This is a genomic window from Candidatus Nanopelagicales bacterium (assembly GCA_041393815.1).
Lineage (GTDB): Bacteria > Actinomycetota > Actinomycetes > S36-B12 > JAWKJK01 > JAWKJK01.
Window position 1 is genome coordinate 353,330 of record JAWKJK010000003.1, and the last position, 17,142, is coordinate 370,471.

The 17,142-nt window shown below is 70.2% G+C and carries 10 protein-coding genes and 1 pseudogene; 3 read left to right on the forward strand and 8 right to left on the reverse strand.

Features of this window, described 5'->3' with window-relative positions:
• Nucleotides 1-99: 99 nt before the first annotated feature.
• From R2737_11305 to rpsA, 5 genes are all read right to left on the reverse strand, one after another.
• Nucleotides 100-1,113 carry a TerC family protein gene (locus R2737_11305; GenBank protein MEZ5116845.1) on the reverse strand — a complete coding sequence of 338 codons (1,014 nt, stop codon included), beginning with the start codon at nt 1,111-1,113 and terminating at the stop codon, nt 100-102.
• 52 nt (nt 1,114-1,165) lie between these two features.
• Entirely contained in the window at nt 1,166-2,218 is a 1,053-nt protein-coding gene (locus R2737_11310) for a TerC family protein (GenBank protein ID MEZ5116846.1), read from the reverse strand.
• 113 nt (nt 2,219-2,331) lie between these two features.
• The gene (uvrB, locus tag R2737_11315) at nt 2,332-4,440 is read right to left on the reverse strand and encodes an excinuclease ABC subunit UvrB (GenBank protein MEZ5116847.1); all 2,109 of its coding nucleotides are present in this window, start codon (nt 4,438-4,440) and stop codon (nt 2,332-2,334) included.
• Between the two features lie 169 nt (nt 4,441-4,609).
• Complete coding sequence (gene coaE, locus R2737_11320) at nt 4,610-5,209, reverse strand: dephospho-CoA kinase (GenBank protein ID MEZ5116848.1); 600 nt, start codon at nt 5,207-5,209, stop codon at nt 4,610-4,612.
• A gap of 94 nt (nt 5,210-5,303) precedes the next feature.
• Nucleotides 5,304-6,830 (reverse strand): 30S ribosomal protein S1, encoded by a 1,527-nt coding sequence (gene rpsA / locus R2737_11325; protein ID MEZ5116849.1) that lies wholly within the window; start codon nt 6,828-6,830, stop codon nt 5,304-5,306.
• 174 nt (nt 6,831-7,004) lie between these two features.
• Between rpsA and R2737_11330 the strand changes: the two genes are divergently transcribed.
• Nucleotides 7,005-7,817 carry a methyltransferase domain-containing protein gene (locus R2737_11330; GenBank protein MEZ5116850.1) on the forward strand — a complete coding sequence of 271 codons (813 nt, stop codon included), beginning with the start codon at nt 7,005-7,007 and terminating at the stop codon, nt 7,815-7,817.
• A gap of 87 nt (nt 7,818-7,904) precedes the next feature.
• Here the strand turns inward: R2737_11330 and R2737_11335 are convergent, their stop codons facing one another.
• Nucleotides 7,905-8,882, reverse strand: a complete 978-nt coding sequence (locus tag R2737_11335) for a DUF3068 domain-containing protein (GenBank protein MEZ5116851.1) — start codon at nt 8,880-8,882, stop codon at nt 7,905-7,907.
• A gap of 159 nt (nt 8,883-9,041) precedes the next feature.
• Between R2737_11335 and R2737_11340 the strand changes: the two genes are divergently transcribed.
• Together R2737_11340 and R2737_11345 are read left to right on the forward strand one after the other, a co-directional pair.
• Nucleotides 9,042-11,003 carry a hypothetical protein gene (locus tag R2737_11340; GenBank protein MEZ5116852.1) on the forward strand — a complete coding sequence of 654 codons (1,962 nt, stop codon included), beginning with the start codon at nt 9,042-9,044 and terminating at the stop codon, nt 11,001-11,003.
• Nucleotides 11,000-12,265 carry an acyltransferase gene (locus R2737_11345; GenBank protein ID MEZ5116853.1) on the forward strand — a complete coding sequence of 422 codons (1,266 nt, stop codon included), beginning with the start codon at nt 11,000-11,002 and terminating at the stop codon, nt 12,263-12,265. The genes R2737_11340 and R2737_11345 overlap by 4 nt, the downstream gene beginning before the upstream one ends.
• 1,974 nt (nt 12,266-14,239) lie before the next feature.
• On the opposite strand, the pseudogene R2737_11350 reads toward R2737_11345, so the two are convergent.
• Both R2737_11350 and R2737_11355 read right to left on the reverse strand, forming a co-directional pair.
• Nucleotides 14,240-16,324: pseudogene (locus R2737_11350) on the reverse strand (alpha-(1->3)-arabinofuranosyltransferase family protein).
• Nucleotides 16,321-17,097 (reverse strand): class I SAM-dependent methyltransferase, encoded by a 777-nt coding sequence (locus R2737_11355; protein ID MEZ5116854.1) that lies wholly within the window; start codon nt 17,095-17,097, stop codon nt 16,321-16,323. The pseudogene R2737_11350 and the gene R2737_11355 overlap by 4 nt, the downstream one beginning before the upstream one ends.
• Between the last annotated feature and the right edge of the window lie 45 nt (nt 17,098-17,142).

Here is a 17,142-nt window from a genome sequence, read left to right on the forward strand (position 1 = left end):
TCGCCGAGCACCCTAGCCGTCCTCCCGTCGAGTGCTCGCGGATGGGGGTTGCAGGACGGTCCTGGAACCCCACGCGCGAGCACTCGACGGGGCGCGCGGTCAGGAGTCGGCCTCGGGCATGGGCTCGCCCTTGTGCTTCGAGGCCCGCATCGCGCCGGCGTGCGCCTTCGCGGCCGGGTCCTGGCGCACCTTGAGCCAGCTGGCCACCGACGCGACGACCAGCACGAGCACGATGAAGGCCAGCGACGCGGCCGTCGGGATCTTGGGGAAGACGTCGGGCCACTGCTCGTGCAGGTAGGTCAGGATCAGCTTGATGCCGATGAAGCCGAGGATGACGGCCAGCCCGATGGACAGGTAGACGATCTTGTCCAGCAGGCCCCGGAGCAGGAAGAACAGGGCGCGCAGGCCGAGCAGGGCGAAGGCGTTGGCGGCGAAGACGATGTAGGGCTCCGACGTGATCCCGTACACGGCGGGGATCGAGTCCAGCGCGAACAGGATGTCCGTGGACGCGATGGCGATCATCACCAGGAACAGCGGGGTGAGCAGCCGGCGGCCGTCGACCTTCACGCTGAGGCGGCCGCCGTGCCAGTCGTCGGCCATCGGCAGCCGTCGCCGGGCGAACGACACCAGCTTGTTGTCCTCGACGTCGGGATCCTCGTTGCGATGTCGGGCCAGCTGGACCGCGGTCCAGATCAGCACCGCGCCGAACAGCAGGAACGTCCAGGAGAAGTACGCCAGCATCGCGGCGCCGACGGCGATGAAGATGCTGCGCAGCACCAGGGCGAACAGGATCCCGAACAGCAGGACCTTCTGGTAGTAGATCGTCGGCACCGCGAAGCGCGACAGGATGATCACGAAGACGAAGAGGTTGTCCACCGACAGCGATTTCTCGACCAGCCACCCGGCGTAGTACTCCACGCCGTACTGGGACCCGGCGTACCACCAGATCAGGCCGCCCCACGCGATGGCGATCCCGATGTAGAACACCGACCACCAGGTGGCCTCCTTCATGGAGACCTCGTGCGGGTTCTTGCTGACGGTGAAGAAGTCCAGGGCGATCAGCCCCAGGACCGCGCCCACGGTGACCGCCCACACGGTCAGGGTGACGTCCAACGCGGGTGCCTCCGGCTCGGGCCGGGTCGGGCGCCCGGTTACCGGAAGTACGCTACCGGTGTTCCTCCGGACCTTCCTCCGGGAGGAGGTGCTGCAGATCCTCCCCGGCGAGTTCGTCGGCCTCGCGCTCCGCGTCGGCGGCCGAGCCGGTGGTCCCGACCAGGGACGGGTCGCGCCGCACCGCCGCCAGGCTGACCACGGTCGTGACCGCCAGCACGGTCACGATGACCGCCAGCGACCAGACGATCGGGATCGTCGGGACGTGCAGGTCGGTCGTCCGGTGCATCGCCTCGAGGATCAGCTTGACCCCGATGAACGCGAGGATGATCGCCAGTCCGACGGACAGGTAGATCAGCCGGTCCAGCAGCCCGCGGACGAGGAAGAACAGCTGGCGCAGGCCCATCAGCGCGAATGCGTTGGCGATGAACACCAGGTACGGCTCCTGGGTCAGGCCGAAGATCGCCGGGATGGAGTCCAGCGCGAACAGCACGTCGGTCGTGCCGATCGCGATCATCACCAGCAGCATCGGGGTCGCGACCCGGCGGCCGTCGATGCGGGCGGTGAGCTGGGTGCCGTGGTACTCCCGGGTGGTGGGGATGACGCGCTCCGCCAGCCGCAGCAGTGGGTTGCTGCTGGGTTCGGGCGACTCGTTGCGGTGCCGCAGCAGCTGGATCGCGGTCGCGATGAGCAGCGCCCCGAACAGGTAGAACGTCACCGCGAACCGCTGGATGGCGGCCGCGCCGAGGGCGATGAGGACGGCGCGCAGGATCAGGGCGATCACGACCCCGACGAGCAAGACCCGGTGCTGGTGCTCGGCCGGCACCGCGAACGTGGACATGATCACGATGAAGACGAACAGGTTGTCCACGGACAGCGAGTACTCGGTGATCCAGCCGGCGTAGAACTCCCCCGCGTACTGGGAGCCGGCCCACGCCCAGACGAAGCCCCCGAACGCGAGCGCGAGCGCGATGTAGAACAGCACCCACCGGGTGGCCTCGCGCGGACCGAACACGTGCGGCCGGCTGTCGACGATCAGCAGGTCGAGGACGATGATCCCGACCAGCCCGAGCAGGGTGGCGGCCCACAGCCACCCGGGGACGTCCATCCGGTCATCCTGTCACGCGCCACCCCCGCTTCTGCCGCCGCGAAGCCTCCGCCGGAGTCGCCTGCAGGTCCGTCGGTCCCCCATCCGCGGGGGTGCCGGCGGTGCTGGCGGGGCTACGCCTGGCCGGCCTCCCGCATCCCGCGCAACTCCCGCTTGAGGTCGGAGATCTCGTCGCGGTAGCGCGCCGCGAGCTCGAACTGCAGCTCCGCCGCCGCCGAGTGCATCTGGTCGGTGAGGTCGTGGATGAGCGAGGCCAGGTCGGCAGCGGCCAGCGACTCCGCCCGGCGCCCGCCGCCCTCCGGCCGCGAGCCCATCCCGGGGACCGGCGCCTTACCGCGGCTCTGCTGCCGCCCGCCGCCACCGAGCAGCGCGTCGGTGTCGGCGTCCTCGCGCGCGATCAGGTCGGTGATGTCGGCGATCTTCTTGCGCAGCGGCTGCGGGTCGACCCCGCGCTCCTCGTTGTACGCGATCTGCTTGGCCCGCCGCCGGTTGGTCTCGTCGATCGCGGCCGCCATCGACGGCGTCACGGTGTCGGCGTACATGTGCACCTGGCCGGACACGTTGCGGGCGGCGCGGCCGATGGTCTGGATCAGGCTGGTGCCCGAGCGCAGGAAGCCCTCCTTGTCGGCGTCCAGGATGCTCACCAGCGACACCTCGGGCAGGTCCAGGCCCTCCCGCAGCAGGTTGATGCCGACGAGGACGTCGTACTCCCCCATCCGCAGCTCCCGCAGCAGCTCGACCCGACGCAGGGTGTCGACCTCGGAGTGCAGGTAGCGCACCCGGATGCCCTGCTCGAGCAGGTAGTCGGTGAGGTCCTCCGACATCTTCTTCGTCAGGGTGGTGACCAGCACCCGCTCGTGCCGCTCCTCCCGCAGCCGGATCTCGTGGATGAGGTCGTCGATCTGTCCCTTGGTGGGCTTCACCACCACCTCGGGGTCGACCAGCCCGGTCGGCCGGATCACCTGCTCCACGACGTCGCCGCCGACGCGTCCCATCTCGTACGGGCCCGGGGTGGCGGACAGGTAGACGGTCTGCCCGATCCGTTCGGTGAACTCCTCCCACCGCAGGGGCCGGTTGTCCATCGCGCTGGGCAGCCGGAACCCGTGCTCCACCAGCGTGCGCTTGCGGGACATGTCGCCCTCGTACATGCCGCCGATCTGGGACACGGTGACGTGCGACTCGTCGATGACGAGCAGGAAGTCCTCGGGGAAGTAGTCGAGCAGGCAGTTCGGCGGGGTGCCCTGGGCCCGGCCGTCGATGTGGCGGGAGTAGTTCTCGATCCCGGAGCAGCTGCCGACCTGGCGCATCATCTCCACGTCGTACGTGGTCCGCATCCGCAGCCGCTGGGCCTCCAGCAGCCGGCCCTGGCGCTCCATCTCGGCCAGCCGCTGCTCCAGCTCGGCCTCGATGCCGCCGATGGCGCGCTCCATCCGCTCCGGCCCGGCGACGTAGTGGGAGGCCGGGAACACGTACAGCTCCGGGTCCTCGGTGAGCACCTCGCCGGTCAGCGGGTGCAGCGTCATCAGCCGCTCGATCTCGTCGCCGAACATCTCGATCCGGACCGGGTGCTCCTCGTAGACGGGGAACACCTCGATGGTGTCGCCGCGCACCCGGAACGTGCCCCGGGTGAAGGCCAGGTCGTTGCGGGTGTACTGGATCTCGACCAGGCGACGCAGCATCCGGTCCCGCTCGACCTCCTCCCCCACCCGCAGCCGGACCATCCGGTCGACGTACTCCTGCGGCGTCCCCAGGCCGTAGATCGCGGACACGGTGGCGACCACGAGGACGTCGCGCCGGGTCAGCAGGCTGTTGGTCGCCGAGTGCCGCAGCCGCTCGACCTCCTCGTTGATCGAGGAGTCCTTCTCGATATAGGTGTCCGTCTGCGGGATGTAGGCCTCGGGCTGGTAGTAGTCGTAGTACGAGACGAAGTACTCCACCGCGTTGTGGGGCAGCAGCTCGCGGAACTCGTTGGCCAGCTGGGCCGCCAGGGTCTTGTTGGGCGCCATCACCAGGGTCGGCCGCTGCAGCCGCTCCACCAGCCACGCCGTGGTGGCGGACTTGCCGGTGCCGGTGGCGCCGAGCAGGACGACGTCGCGGGCGCCGCCCTCGATCCGGCGGGCGATCTCGTCGATCGCGGCCGGCTGGTCCCCGGAGGGCCGGTAGTCGCTGACGACCTCGAACGGGGCGACCTTGCGGACCAGGTCGGTGACGGGACGGGCCATGGGCTCACCGTACGGCGGCCCTCCGACGGCCGCCTCCGGCCGGCCCGCCGGCCACCCGTCCCCCCTCGTTTGTGGTGCCGGTTGCGTGCGCCACAGCGCACGCAACCGGCACCACAACGAGCCGGGGCCCGCGGGCACGGGTCGGAGGTGCGGATCCGGGGGTACCGGCTCAGGGGGATGCGGTGCGGACCAGGCGGGCCCACAGGGCGTCGACCTGCGCACGCAGGGCGTCGCGCGTCCCCGCGTTGTCCAGCACCACGTCGGCGGCCGCCAGCCGCTGCTCCCGGGTCGCCTGGGCCGCGATCCGGGCCCGGGCGTCGTCCGGGTCCATCCCCCGGTCGCGTACGAGACGGTCGACGCGGGCCTCGTCCGGGCAGTCGACCACGACGACGAGGTCCCAGCCGTCCGTCAGTCCGTTCTCGACCAGCAGCGGCATGTCGTAGACCACGACGGCATCGGCCGGGGCCGCGGCGATCAGGGCCGCCGAGCGCTGCGCGATGCGAGGGTGCGTGATGGCGTTGAGCGCCGCCAGCCGCTCGGCGTCGGAGAAGACGACCGCCGCCAGCGCGGCCCGGTCCAGCGACCCGTCCGGGGCCATCACCGCGTCGCCGAACTCGGCGCGGATCTCCGCCAGCGCGGGCTGCCCCGGCTCCACGATCTCCCGCGCGATCGCGTCGGCGTCGACGACGACCGCACCGAGCTCCGCCAGGCGGCGGGCGACCTCGCTCTTCCCGGACCCGATCCCGCCGGTGAGCCCCACGCGCAGCACGGCCCGACGCTATCGGGTCGTGCCGTGGGACCCCGAGGACACCGACGGCCGGACCCCGGCGTGGGATCCGGCCGTCGGAACGCGGCGGGTGAGGTCACTCGCCGCCGGTGAGCTTCTCCCGCAGGGCCTGCAGCGCCTCGTCCGAGGCGAGCGTGCCCTCGGCCGCGGGGGCGTCGGAGGAGTAGTTCGAGGGGGTCTCGCCGGACTCCAGCATCGCTGCCTGGTCGGCGGCCTTGGCCTCCTCGATCTGCTTCTTGTGGGCCTCCCAGCGCTCGTGGGCCTCGGCGTACTGCCGCTCCCACTCCGAGCGCTGCTCCTCGAAGCCGTCCTTCCACTCGCCGGTCTCGGGGTCGAAGCCCTCGGGACCGACGTAGTTGCCCGCCTCGTCGAACGCCGGCGCCATGCCGTACAGGTACGGGTCGAACTCGTCGGTGGCGACACCGCCGGAGGTCGACTCGTTGGCCTGCTTCAGCGACAGCGAGATGCGACGGCGCTCCAGGTCGATGTCGATGACCTTGACGAAGATGTCGTCGTTGACCTGGACGATCTGCTCGGGCAGCTCGACGTGGCGCTCGGCCAGCTCGGAGATGTGCACCAGGCCCTCGATGCCCTCGTCCACGCGGACGAACGCACCGAACGGCACCAGCTTGGTGACCTTGCCGGGCACGACCTGGCCGATGGCGTGGGTCCGGGCGAACTGCTGCCACGGGTCCTCCTGCGTCGCCTTCAGCGACAACGAGACCCGCTCGCGGTCCATGTCGACGTCCAGGACCTCGACCGTGACCTCCTGGCCGACCTCGACGACCTCGGACGGGTGGTCGATGTGCTTCCAGGACAGCTCGGACACGTGCACCAGGCCGTCGACCCCGCCGAGGTCGACGAAGGCGCCGAAGTTGACGATGGACGAGACCACGCCGTTGCGGATCTGGCCCTTCTGCAGCTGGGTGAGGAAGTTCTGGCGCACCTCGCTCTGGGTCTGCTCCAGCCAGGCGCGGCGCGACAGGACCACGTTGTTGCGGTTCTTGTCGAGCTCGATGATCTTGGCCTCGATCGTCTTGCCGACGTACGGCTGCAGGTCGCGGACCCGGCGCATCTCGACCAGCGACGCGGGCAGGAAGCCGCGCAGGCCGATGTCCAGGATCAGACCGCCCTTGACCACCTCGATGACGGTGCCCTCGACGACGCCGTCCTCGTCCTTGATCTTCTCGATCGTGCCCCAGGCGCGCTCGTACTGGGCGCGCTTCTTGGACAGGATCAGCCGGCCCTCCTTGTCCTCCTTCTGCAGGACCAGGGCCTCGACCTCGTCGCCCACGGCGACGACCTCGTTGGGGTCGACATCGTGCTTGATGCTCAGCTCGCGGGAGGGGATGACGCCCTCGGTCTTGTAGCCGATGTCGAGCAGGACCTCGTCGCGGTCGACCTTGACGATGGTGCCCTCGACGATGTCGCCGTCGTTGAAGTACTTGATCGTCTCGTCGATGGCGGCGAGGAAGTCGTCGGTGCTGCCGATGTCGTTCACGGCGACCTGGGGGGTCGGGACGGGGGCAGCGGGTGCCTCGGCGGCGCTCGCGGAGGCGAGGGTGCTCTCGGTAGCGGTGGTGGTCTCGGTGGTGGACGTCATGGAGTGCGTTGCTCCGGTGGATGGATGTCGTGCGTGGGCGCGCCGCGGACCCTGTTCGGTGCCGTGTGACCGGGTCTGACGCGGACGTGGTAGCCGGAGGAACGACAGGAACGGCGCGGGCCTGCTCCGTCTGAGACGCGCGCGGACCCACGGCGCACCCGTCAGGATACGGACGTGCCGGATCAGGGGTCAAACCACCCACGGGTCGCCCGCGCGGCCCTCGACCCGGACTCCAGCGTCGCCGCGGCCCGGCGGCACTGGGACTCCGACGCCGACGCCTACCAGGCCGAGCACGGCGACTTCCTCGGGGCCGACCGCTTCGTCTGGTGCCCCGAGGGGCTGGACGAGGCCGACGCCGGTCTGCTGGGCCGCACGGAGGGCCGGCGGGTGCTCGAGGTCGGCTGCGGGGCCGCGCAGTGCAGCCGCTGGCTCGCCGGCCGCGGCGCCCGACCGGTCGGGCTGGACCTGTCCGCGGGGCAGCTGCGGCACGCCGCCTCCCTGGACCGCAGCACCGGGACCCGGGTGCCCGTGGTGCTGGCCGATGCCCGCCGGCTCCCGTTCGCCGCCGCGGCGTTCGACGTGGCGTTCTCGTCGTACGGAGCGGTGCAGTTCGTCGCCGACCTCGACCGGCTGCTGGCGGAGGTGGCCCGGGTCCTGGTCCCCGGCGGCCGCTGGGTCATGTCCGTCACGCACCCGGTGCGCTGGTGCTTCCCGGACGACCCGGGCGAGTCCGGACTCGTCGTGCGCACGCCGTACTGGGACCGCCGGGCGTACGTGGAGTACGACGAGGACGGCCGCCCCGCGTACGCCGAGCACCACCGCACCCTCGGGGACCTGGTCCGGGCCGTGGACCGGGCCGGCCTGCGGCTGCGGGACCTGGTGGAGCCGGAGTGGCCGGAGGGTCACGCCCGCACGTGGGGCGGCTGGAGCGCCACCCGGGGACGGGTCATCCCCGGCACCGCGATCCTGGTCTGCGAGCGGGCCTGACCTGCAGACGATTCGTGCCCAGACACGTGAAGAGGGGCCCCGGTGATCCGGGGCCCCTCTTCACGAGGTGCGGTCAGACGCTGGCGGTCAGACGTTGGTGACGGTGTCGCTGTCGGCCGCGGACGGGGAGCGCCGCGCGGCCAGCAGGAAGCCGACCACCACCAGGATGATGCCGAGGATCAGCGCGATCAGCGGCACGGTGTTGTTCAGCGTCTTGATGAGGCCGGCGGAGGACTTCGCGTCCTCGACACCCTCGGTGACCTCCGCCGGCGAGGTGCCGATGGTCGAGTCGATGATCGTGACCTGGTCGGTGCCGTCCGGGCCGCGCAGGGTCTGCAGCTGCTCGTTGACGCCCTTGACGATCGACCCGGTGGTCGGCTCGACCCACATGGTCAGGTTGACGCCGTAGAAGCGCGGGGCCTCGTACGACGGCGTGTCCGCACCGACGAGGTCGCCGGGGACCTCCAGCGTCGCGTACTCGGTCGGCTCGATCACCTGCTGGAACTTGTAGACCTCGAGCCCCTCGAGCTCCTCGACGCCCATGAACTTCGCCGGGTAGGCCTTGTTCAGCGTGGTGTCGAAGTAGTCGTAGTCCTGCTGCTGGGTGAACATCGGGAACTTCAGCGGGTTGATGCCCTCCCAGGTGACCTGGGCGCCGTCGTTGTTGACCCCGCAGCAGTTGACCAGCTCGGAGGTGACCCGGTCGAAGGCCACCCGGATCGTGGACGCGTTGACGACCACGCCCTCCGGGTCCTCCAGCCGGAGGAAGGAGTCATAGACGGCGAGGTCCTGGCTCTTGGCCTCCTCGGTCTCCGCGGCGGGCACGTCGCCGCGGGTGAAGCGGGTCGCCGTGACCTCGACGTCCTTGCGCTCGGTGAGCGTCGCCGGGTCGAACAGGGAGCGGGCGATGCCCTCCTGGTCGGTCTGCGTGACGCCGCCGGAGTTCTCGCCGGGCGACAGCGGTGCCTTCGCCAGCGCCGGTACCGCGTAGAACCGCAGCATGGCCGCGAGGACCAGCAAGAACGCGCCCAGCCCCACCAGGACCAGACCGATGACCCTACGCATCCCGAGACCTCCGTTGCTCACGGCACGAACCGGGACGGACGGTAGCGGATCGGTGATCGGGATGCACGAAGATCCCTGTCGACATGCCTGCGCGCGGTCCGCGACTCCTGCGTACCGCCTCGGCGATCGGGTGGGGCAAAATCCCACGCGGAGGTGCACATGCCCGCGACGGAGACCGAGCTTGCGCCTGGGTCCCGCCCGGACCCAGGTCCGCCAGCCGACCGACCGGCGGGCGACCGACACGTCCGGGAGCGCGTCGACCGTCCGGACTTCTTCTCCGTCCGAGCCACGGCCCCGACGACCGGTCTCACCTGGGTCGACGCCGCGGCCGCGGTCCTCGGGACGGCCCAGGTCGCCGGGTACCTCGTCGTCGCGCTCGGCGGGACGCTCTACCAGGACGACATCCGACTCGCCACGAGGACCGTTCCCGACCCGTGGTCCTTGGACTGGATCCTCGCGTTCGGCGAGGCCCGGCACTTCGCTCCACTCGTGCGTGCCTGGCACTCGGGGCTGGTCACCTTCGCCCCCTTGAACTCCACCGTCGCCTTCGCGGCCAGCGCCGGACTCTTGGTCGCCTTCACCGCCGCGCTGTGGATCCTGCTGCGGCGCCTCGCGGGGCCCAACCCTGCCGCGCTGGCGGGCTTCGCCATCAGCGTGCTCATGCCTCTGGGCCTGGTCAACAGCGTGTGGAACATCCAGGCGGTGTCCGCGCTTCCGGTGATGCTGGGCGGTGTGCTGGCCGCGCACGGCGTCCTCGGCCTCTGGCGCAGCATGCACCTCCGATGGCTCGGTCTGGTGGCGGGCGGGCTCCTGTTGGGGGCGGTGACCTGGGAGAAGTGGATAGCCCTGCCACCGATCCTGGTGCTGTTCGCGGCCTGTGCGCTCCCCACGACCTTCCGCCCTCGTGCTGTGACCGGGGTTCTCCTGCGCCTGTGGCCTGCATGGCTGACCACTGCCGTGATCGTGGCCGCGTACCTTCCCCTGTGGTGGTTCGGCGACTACGACACAGATGCTGCCCCGCCGACGATCGGGGCAGCGGCCGCGGCTTGGGGCCGTGCCGTGTCGGAGCTGGTCGTCCCGTCCTTGGCCGGCGGCCCGTGGGCGTGGTCCTCCGACGGGGGCTACACCTTCTACCCCCCGGCGGCAACCCCAGCCTGGGGCGTCGCTGCGGCAGCAGCCGCTCTCGCCGTCGTGCTCACGGTCGTGGCACGTGCGGCTCCGGGTTCCGTCGCGCGTGCCGTCGTGCTTTCCGTCGGCTCGTGCACGGTCGTTGTCATCCCGCCACTCCTCGGTCGGTTATCCCAGTTCGGAGACACCATCGCGGTGACGCCCCGATACCTCGTGGACGTCGTTCCGTGGCTCGCCGTCGCGGTCACGATCGTCGTGGCAGGCTGGAAGGGGGCGCACCGGCCCCTGAGCCGGCTTGCCACCGCAGCACTTGCAGTCGGTGTCGTGCTGGTGGTCGGAGGGTCGCTCGTTACCCAGGTTCAGTTCGCGCGGATCTGGTGGAGCAACCCTGCGATCGGGTACCTGGATCGCGCTCGTGATGGCCTGGCGCACCTCCCCGAGGGCAGTGCTCTCTTCGACACGGAGGTGCCGGCGGGGCTGGTGAACCGGTACCTGTTCTCGCCGCACAACGTGGCGAGCGAGACGCTCCTGCCCCTGGTCCACGATCGCGACATCACCTTCGGTCGATCGAACTCGGCATGGATGGTCGACGGGACCGGCGGGGTCGTGCCTGCCGGTTTCGAGGTGAAGTCGGTGGCCCCCACCGCGGAGTGCGTGCCGGTGGCTGGCCCGGGCCAAGGATGGACCCGAGTGGACCTGCCGTCGCCGCTGATCCACACGGACCAGCTGACGATCCACCTGACACTGGAGTCCGAGCGGCCTGTTCAGTACCGGGTCGCCACCGTGACCGACGACACGATGACCGAGGCAGGGAGCAGCGAGGACCCTTCGTCAGGTCTCTGGCTCGCCCAGGCGGGCACGAACGACGCCTTCGTGCTGGCCCCGCCCTCAAATGTGGATGCGGTCGCCGTCTCCGCCGAGTCCGCAGACTCTGGGCTCTGCATGCGTCGGGTGGAGCTGGGAACCCCCGTCCCTCGAGACGCCGCACCATGATTGGGGGAAGGTTCCACCGCGAGGAGAAGTCGCTCGAGCGCAGACACTCCGAGTTCCCCGCGCTAGACGGCTACCGGGCTGTCGCAGCATTTGCGGTCCTGACCACCCATGTCGCCTTCACCACCGGTGCGACAGGGTGGCCGGTTCTCGGCCCTGTGCTGTTCCATCTCGACTTCGGCGTCACACTCTTCTTCCTGCTGTCCGGCTTCCTCCTGTACCGACCCTGGGCCGCCGCCTCCTTGGCAGGTGCGAAGGCACCGGCTTTCGGTCCCTACCTGTGGCGACGCGCTTTGCGGATCCTGCCTGCGTACGTGGTCATGGTGGCCGTCACCCTGCTTGTGCTGCCCGAGATCCAGCCCGTGACGGCGCGGGAATGGGGTGCCAATCTCCTCCTGCTGCACATCTACGTCCCGGACACGGTCGTGGAGGGCCTCACCCAGACGTGGTCGCTCGCCACCGAGGTCTCCTTCTACCTCGTGCTCCCGCTCATCGCCTGGGTCGCTGGCCGCGTGGGCAGAGGGAATCCCGAGCGCAGTGCGCGCTACCAAGTCGGGGTCCTCGTGGCGGTGGCACTCGTGTCCATTCCGTTCCGCCTCGCTCTGAAGGGCTCTGGATACGACGCGGGTGGCCTCGCGGGGTTCTGGCTGCCGGGCTTCCTCGACTGGTTCGCGCTGGGGATGATCTGCGCAGTGGTCCGGGAGAGGATCCGGTTCGGTGGCGCAGGTCGTGGGTGGACGGCACTGCGCGAGGTCGCTGATGACTCGGCCTTCGCGGTCGCCGCCGGGGTCCTGCTGTTCCTGCTGGCCTGCACACCGCTGGGTGGTCCCTACGAGTTGGTCGCCGGCAGTCTTTGGCAGGACGGGCTCAAGCACTCGCTGTACGGCTTCGCGGCACTGCTGCTACTTCTCCCGGGCTTCCTGTCGACCCGGCAGAACCGCATCACAGGAACGTTGGCCCACCCGGCGCCCCGGTTCCTGGGGGAGATCTCCTACGGGGTGTTCCTCTGGCACCTGGTGCTCTTGCGCCTGCTCGTGGACCTGCTAGACATCCAGCCGTTCAGCGGTGGATTCGCCTGGGTCTGGACCGTCACCGTCCTGCTCACCATCGTGGCTGCCACCGCCTCCTTCCGGTGGGTCGAGCTGCCCGCCCAGCGATTCAGGAGGCTCCGCCGCCGGGCCGCCGCCGACGACGGCAGTCCACACGGCGAACAGGACGAGGAACGCCACCAGACCTCGCACCGCGGCGGACGCCCCCGCGAATGAAGGCCACGGGTTAACCGCCACCACGATGGCCGCCACCGCAACGGCCGTCACGGCCAGCCACGAGGACGCATGACCCCGACGCGCGCTCCAGAGGCGAGTCGCCAGCGCCAGCGTGCCCGCCACCACCCCAGCCGCCCCTGACACGGCAAGCAGGCAGGCTGCCCCGAGGCCGACCCCCCACCAGGATCGCCGGGCCGCGCGAAGAGCCGGCAGCCGCGACGGCCCCCGAACCACAAGCAGAACCAGCAGGAGCATCGCCCCCACGGCACCGACCAGGAGCCCGGTCCGGTAGCCGGCATCGGGCGCGTACGACAGGGTGAGGATCCCCGCGGGTCCCGCGGGGAGAACGAAGCCCTGGCGCCAGCCGTCGACGCGGAAGGGCTCGAGCTCCTGGCCGTCGATCTCGGCGCGCCAACCCGGGTTGAAGTTCTCGCTGACCACGATGACCTGCGTTTCGCCTCGTGCAGGCACGTTCACGAGGCGCTCAGTTGCACCCCACTCCACGACGTCGAGTTGCGTCGGCGCCGGGCTCTGAGGCGCGGTCCTCGCGAGGGTGACCGAACGGGCGAGGAACTCCGCCGTGGGCGGGACCCGCAGCGTGTGAGTCCCGGCCCCGAGGTACACCAGTCCGCTGCCCGCGCACGCAGTGACGTTCACCGATCGACCTTCGAAGAGTGCTCTCCGAGTCGTCTCGACGCTCGTCGGGAAGCTTGGCTCCCCATCGACCTCCAACTGCGGGCCGAAGCCGCACGGCACGCCCGTCGTCAACTGGCGCGCGCGTTCCTCAATCAGGTCCTCCGCCCCAAGCACGCGGATCTCGGAGACACCGAAGGGCAGGTTGGTGACCGTCCCTGTCGCAGGGTTGAGGCTGCGGGTCGGCCGAGTGGTGAGCACCCGGATATCCAGGCGGTCGGTGACGACCGGCGGGATCCGGGCCAGCCCCACCTCATCGACGAAAACCTCGTACGTGGACCCCGAGCCCGTGGACACCGCGACCTTGAGCGGGGGCGCGGCACCAAGGAACCGATCGAGTAGGAACTGCAGGCCGGTGATCCGACGCTGCCGCCCCCAGGACAGCGAGATCGACGGCTGGGCGTCCGTGGCCGAGGCGATCCACGCCGTAGCCTGATCGCCGTCGACTGCCGACTGAGCGGCAGCCGCTGGATCGGGAACGAGTTGCGACGATCCCACGGCCGTGACGGAATCGGCCGCCAAGGGACCCACAAGGGCGGTGAGAGCATCACCGGCTCGCGGGACCGCGGTCATCGCAACGCGGTACCAGGCGCCAACCGGGATGTCGACGGTCCGCACGATGCCATCGTGGGTGTCCTCGCCTGTCGACAGCAACGACGGCGAGCAGTAAGGACGGTCGTCCGTGAACGCGCAGCCTCCCCGCTGTCCGGGCGCGGCCCTCAAGACGATGGAGTCGACCGGGGCCGCGCTCGCGGACTCGCTACCCGTCGCCGGGGCCACGTTCAGGGTGTGCGTCACCTCCACGCCGGGAATCTCCACCTCCCGCAGCGCCAGCGTGGACCCGGGCGACAACGAGTTCGCGCGATCGACAAGGATCCGGACGCGGGAGGTCAGGCCGGGTGGAACAGACACGCGCTGCAGGGCGGCGGTGGGGTTGACGGAGACCGGCATCTCCCCGGAGTCCGTCTGGATGACCAGCCGTGAGGGTGGCACCCCGATCAGCTCGTCAAGAGCGACGTCCAGGTAGGGAACCCATCGCGGGCTCTCGAACTCGACCTCCCACCACGGATCGTCGCCCGTAGGCTCGGACCTGGACTTCCAGGAGGTCGCGTTATCTCCGTCGAGGGCGGCCCAGGGCCCGCTGGCGGGGTCTGAGCTCCCGAAGCCTGCCAAGAGCGCCCGTGATGACGAGGCTCGCACGTCCGCGACGCCGACGTACCCAGTTAAGGACTGACGACCCTCTGGCCCCGTGGGCCAGTAGTCATGGACCGGCCGCTGTCGCGTGTACTCGTCGGTGGCGCTCATCCGCGCCGAGCGGACTCCATGGACCGACCCGAAATCATGCTCGATACGAGGGTAGGTGTCGGTGAGGACGATGCCACCGGACGCGAGTGCTGAGGGGATGTTGTCGCCCGCCAGGATCACGGCCGAGCTGGCGACACCCGCGTCGAGAGCCGGCAGCAGCCCCTCGGGTCCTCCGCTCATGACGGCGACGTCGTCGGCCGGGAACGCGGCGATCCGGGGATCGCCGTCCTGGGACCCCACCGAGACCTCATAGACCTCGACGGCGTTGCGGAACTGTTCCAAGCCCTCATCAGACACCAGGTCGAATCCCCGATAGCCCTCCAGCAGAGGCCCGAAGTCGGCAACCCGTCGGATTCCCGGTGACCTGGTGAGCGCCTGTCGGATCTGGATCGTCCTGGGCCCGGCAGCCCCGGGTGACAAGTCGTTGCGCACCACGAGATACCGGACTCCCGCGCGCTGGAGGAACGGTGCAAGGCCCGGCGATCCCTCGCCGTCCTCGAGCCGCCGCTCCAGCGCGTCCAGGATGCGGATGTTGCCCGCCGAGCTCAAGGGGACCGCGTCGCGAACGCCCCACGCCGTGGTGGCGAGCGCCTGCAAGGGCTCGTCTCGGGTCGTTCCCCAAATGTAGGTGCCGAAGGACGCTGCGGGTACGACGAGCGCCCGGCCGCCCTCGTCGTGGGCCTCCAGGTAGCGAGCCACGTCGTACCAGTAGCCGGGGATCTCGGCGTACGCGCCTCGGGGGGCCAGGTTCGTGGTCCAGAGAGGCATGGCCACCACGACCACGAGTCCAGCGACGACCGCCTGCCCCCCCGCCCTGGAGAACCCCATCTGCCGGCGCCGGACGACGGGGAGCGACGACAGCAGGTGCGCGAGTCCGACGACGACCACCAACCGGAGGATCGGTTCGAACTTGTGGACGTTTCGCAACGGCGCCAGTGGTCCGTCCAGGAGGGTCCTCACGCCGACCTGCCACGGGGCCGCCAGGTCCCCGACATGTCCTAGGGACAGCAGGAGGAAGCCCAGCCCGAGCCCGCCGATGAGAAAGGACCGCTCGGGAAGGTCCCGGCGCGCCAGCCCCGCCAGCCCCGCCCCAGCCAGCAGTGCGCTGGCGATGATGAGCGCCGGCGCAGTCACGATCGTCCAAGCCGCGGGCCACGAGGGCCCACCTGATGTGGCCAGGAAGCCGACCCAGTGCGACGTGCCGCGGACCACGGAGAAGGGATCGGTCACGCTCGTCGTCACCGAGGCGGTCTCGATCCAGTCCAGGAACGGCGGGCTGTAGCGACCCAGGAGGACGAGGGGGACGACCCACCACAGGGTTGCCAGCACCACGGAGACGGGCCACCAGATGAGCAGCGACCGCTTGCGCGGACCTGCTGATCGCGTGAGCAACCACCATGCTGCCAGTGGGAGTACCGCGGCGGTGGCCACCGCGTTGACGCCGCCGACGAGCAGGATCGCGAGCCCGCTCGCCGCGGCCGCACGGCGGGGAGACCCGGTCACAGCGCCGCGCACGAGCGGGACGAGGACCCAAGGAGCCAGTGCCATCGGCAGCGCTTCAACCGAGATCGGCCCGAGCGTGCTCATCATCCGGGGGGCCAGGGCGTAGGCGAGTGCGGCGACGACGCGAGTCAGCGGGGTGCCGATGCCTAATGCGCCCAGCAGCCGCACGACACCCAGGAACGCGGCGACGAGGAGCACGGCAACCCAGGCCCGCTGCACGGCCCAGGTGGGAGCGCCGATGAGATCCCCCAGCAGGAAGAACGGCCCCATCGGGAACAGATATCCATAGGTTTGGTTCCCCAGCTGGCCGAAGAAGCCGTCCGGCTCCCACATGTGCAGCGCCCGCAGCAGCAGTCCCGCAGGATCGACCGCAAGGTCGAGCTTGGTGTCGGGGACGATTCTTGATGGCTCCTGCAGGAACGCCAGCAGCACCAGCGATGCGCTCACGACTGCCAGCCGCAGTCTCCAGGTGGTGCGGGTGAGCGGCACCTTGACGTCAGTGCGCGCGCCCGTGCCGGGGGCGTCGGTCCGAGGCCGGGACAGGGTCGACTGGATCACGAATCCGACTTCCTCATGACGAGGAGCAGGTTCCAGGTGACCACCTCGCGCATGAGCGGCACCCGCAGGACCGGGGCCGCCCAGACGGGCAGGTAGCGCGGTAGCGCCGCCGCAAGCTCGGCGTCGCGGCATCCGGACGCCCACCGCAGGGCAGCAGCCGCGGTCAGCGCGAAGAGCCCCGAACCGAACCGGTTCTTCGGCTCGTGGCCGTGCCTGTGCGCATATCGGCGGGCGGCGTACTCCCCACCCAGGTAGTGCCATGGCGCCGTCTCATGCCCGCCCCAGGGTCCCCACCACAGCGTGAATGACAGGAACACGGTGCCGCCGGGACGGGTCACCCGGACCATCTCGTCGGCCATCCGCCAGGGGTCCGACACATGTTCCAGGACGTTGGACGAATAGCACACGTCGACCAAACCAGTCCGCACGGGAAGGGCCATGCCGCTGCCCTGGATGGTCCGCGGCCCCGGTGTCCGACCGTGCAGGGCCATCTCGCCGGCGTCCGCGTCGAGCGCGACGTACCGCGCGCCCGCAGCCTCAAAGGCGTCGGCGAAGTAGCCCGGACCGCCGCCGACGTCAAGTAGCAATGCCCCGTGCAGGTCGTGGTATCTGCGGACCTGACGTGCCGAGTCCTCCGCCAGGGATCCGTAGAACAGGTCCGGATCCGTCTGCTCTCGGCGGAACGCGCGGAAGAGGCGCACCGAGCGCGCCAGCCCGTCGTCGCGTGCTGCCCCCGCGATCGTGGCCGCGGCGCCTGAGACCTGCTTCGGCACCCCGGGACGGTACCTCAGCAGCCGAATCAGGACTGAGCCGGCAGA

Bases quoted from the DNA above. Each gene is read 5' to 3' on its own strand.
- R2737_11310 (MEZ5116846.1), bottom strand. From the start codon at position 2,218: ATGGACGTCCCCGGGTGGCTGTGGGCCGCCACCCTGCTCGGGCTGGTC.
- uvrB (MEZ5116847.1), bottom strand. From the start codon at position 4,440: ATGGCCCGTCCCGTCACCGACCTGGTCCGCAAGGTCGCCCCGTTCGAG.
- rpsA (MEZ5116849.1), bottom strand. From the start codon at position 6,830: ATGACGTCCACCACCGAGACCACCACCGCTACCGAGAGCACCCTCGCC.
- R2737_11335 (MEZ5116851.1), bottom strand. From the start codon at position 8,882: ATGCGTAGGGTCATCGGTCTGGTCCTGGTGGGGCTGGGCGCGTTCTTG.
- R2737_11340 (MEZ5116852.1), top strand. From the start codon at position 9,042: ATGCCCGCGACGGAGACCGAGCTTGCGCCTGGGTCCCGCCCGGACCCA.
- R2737_11345 (MEZ5116853.1), top strand. From the start codon at position 11,000: ATGATTGGGGGAAGGTTCCACCGCGAGGAGAAGTCGCTCGAGCGCAGA.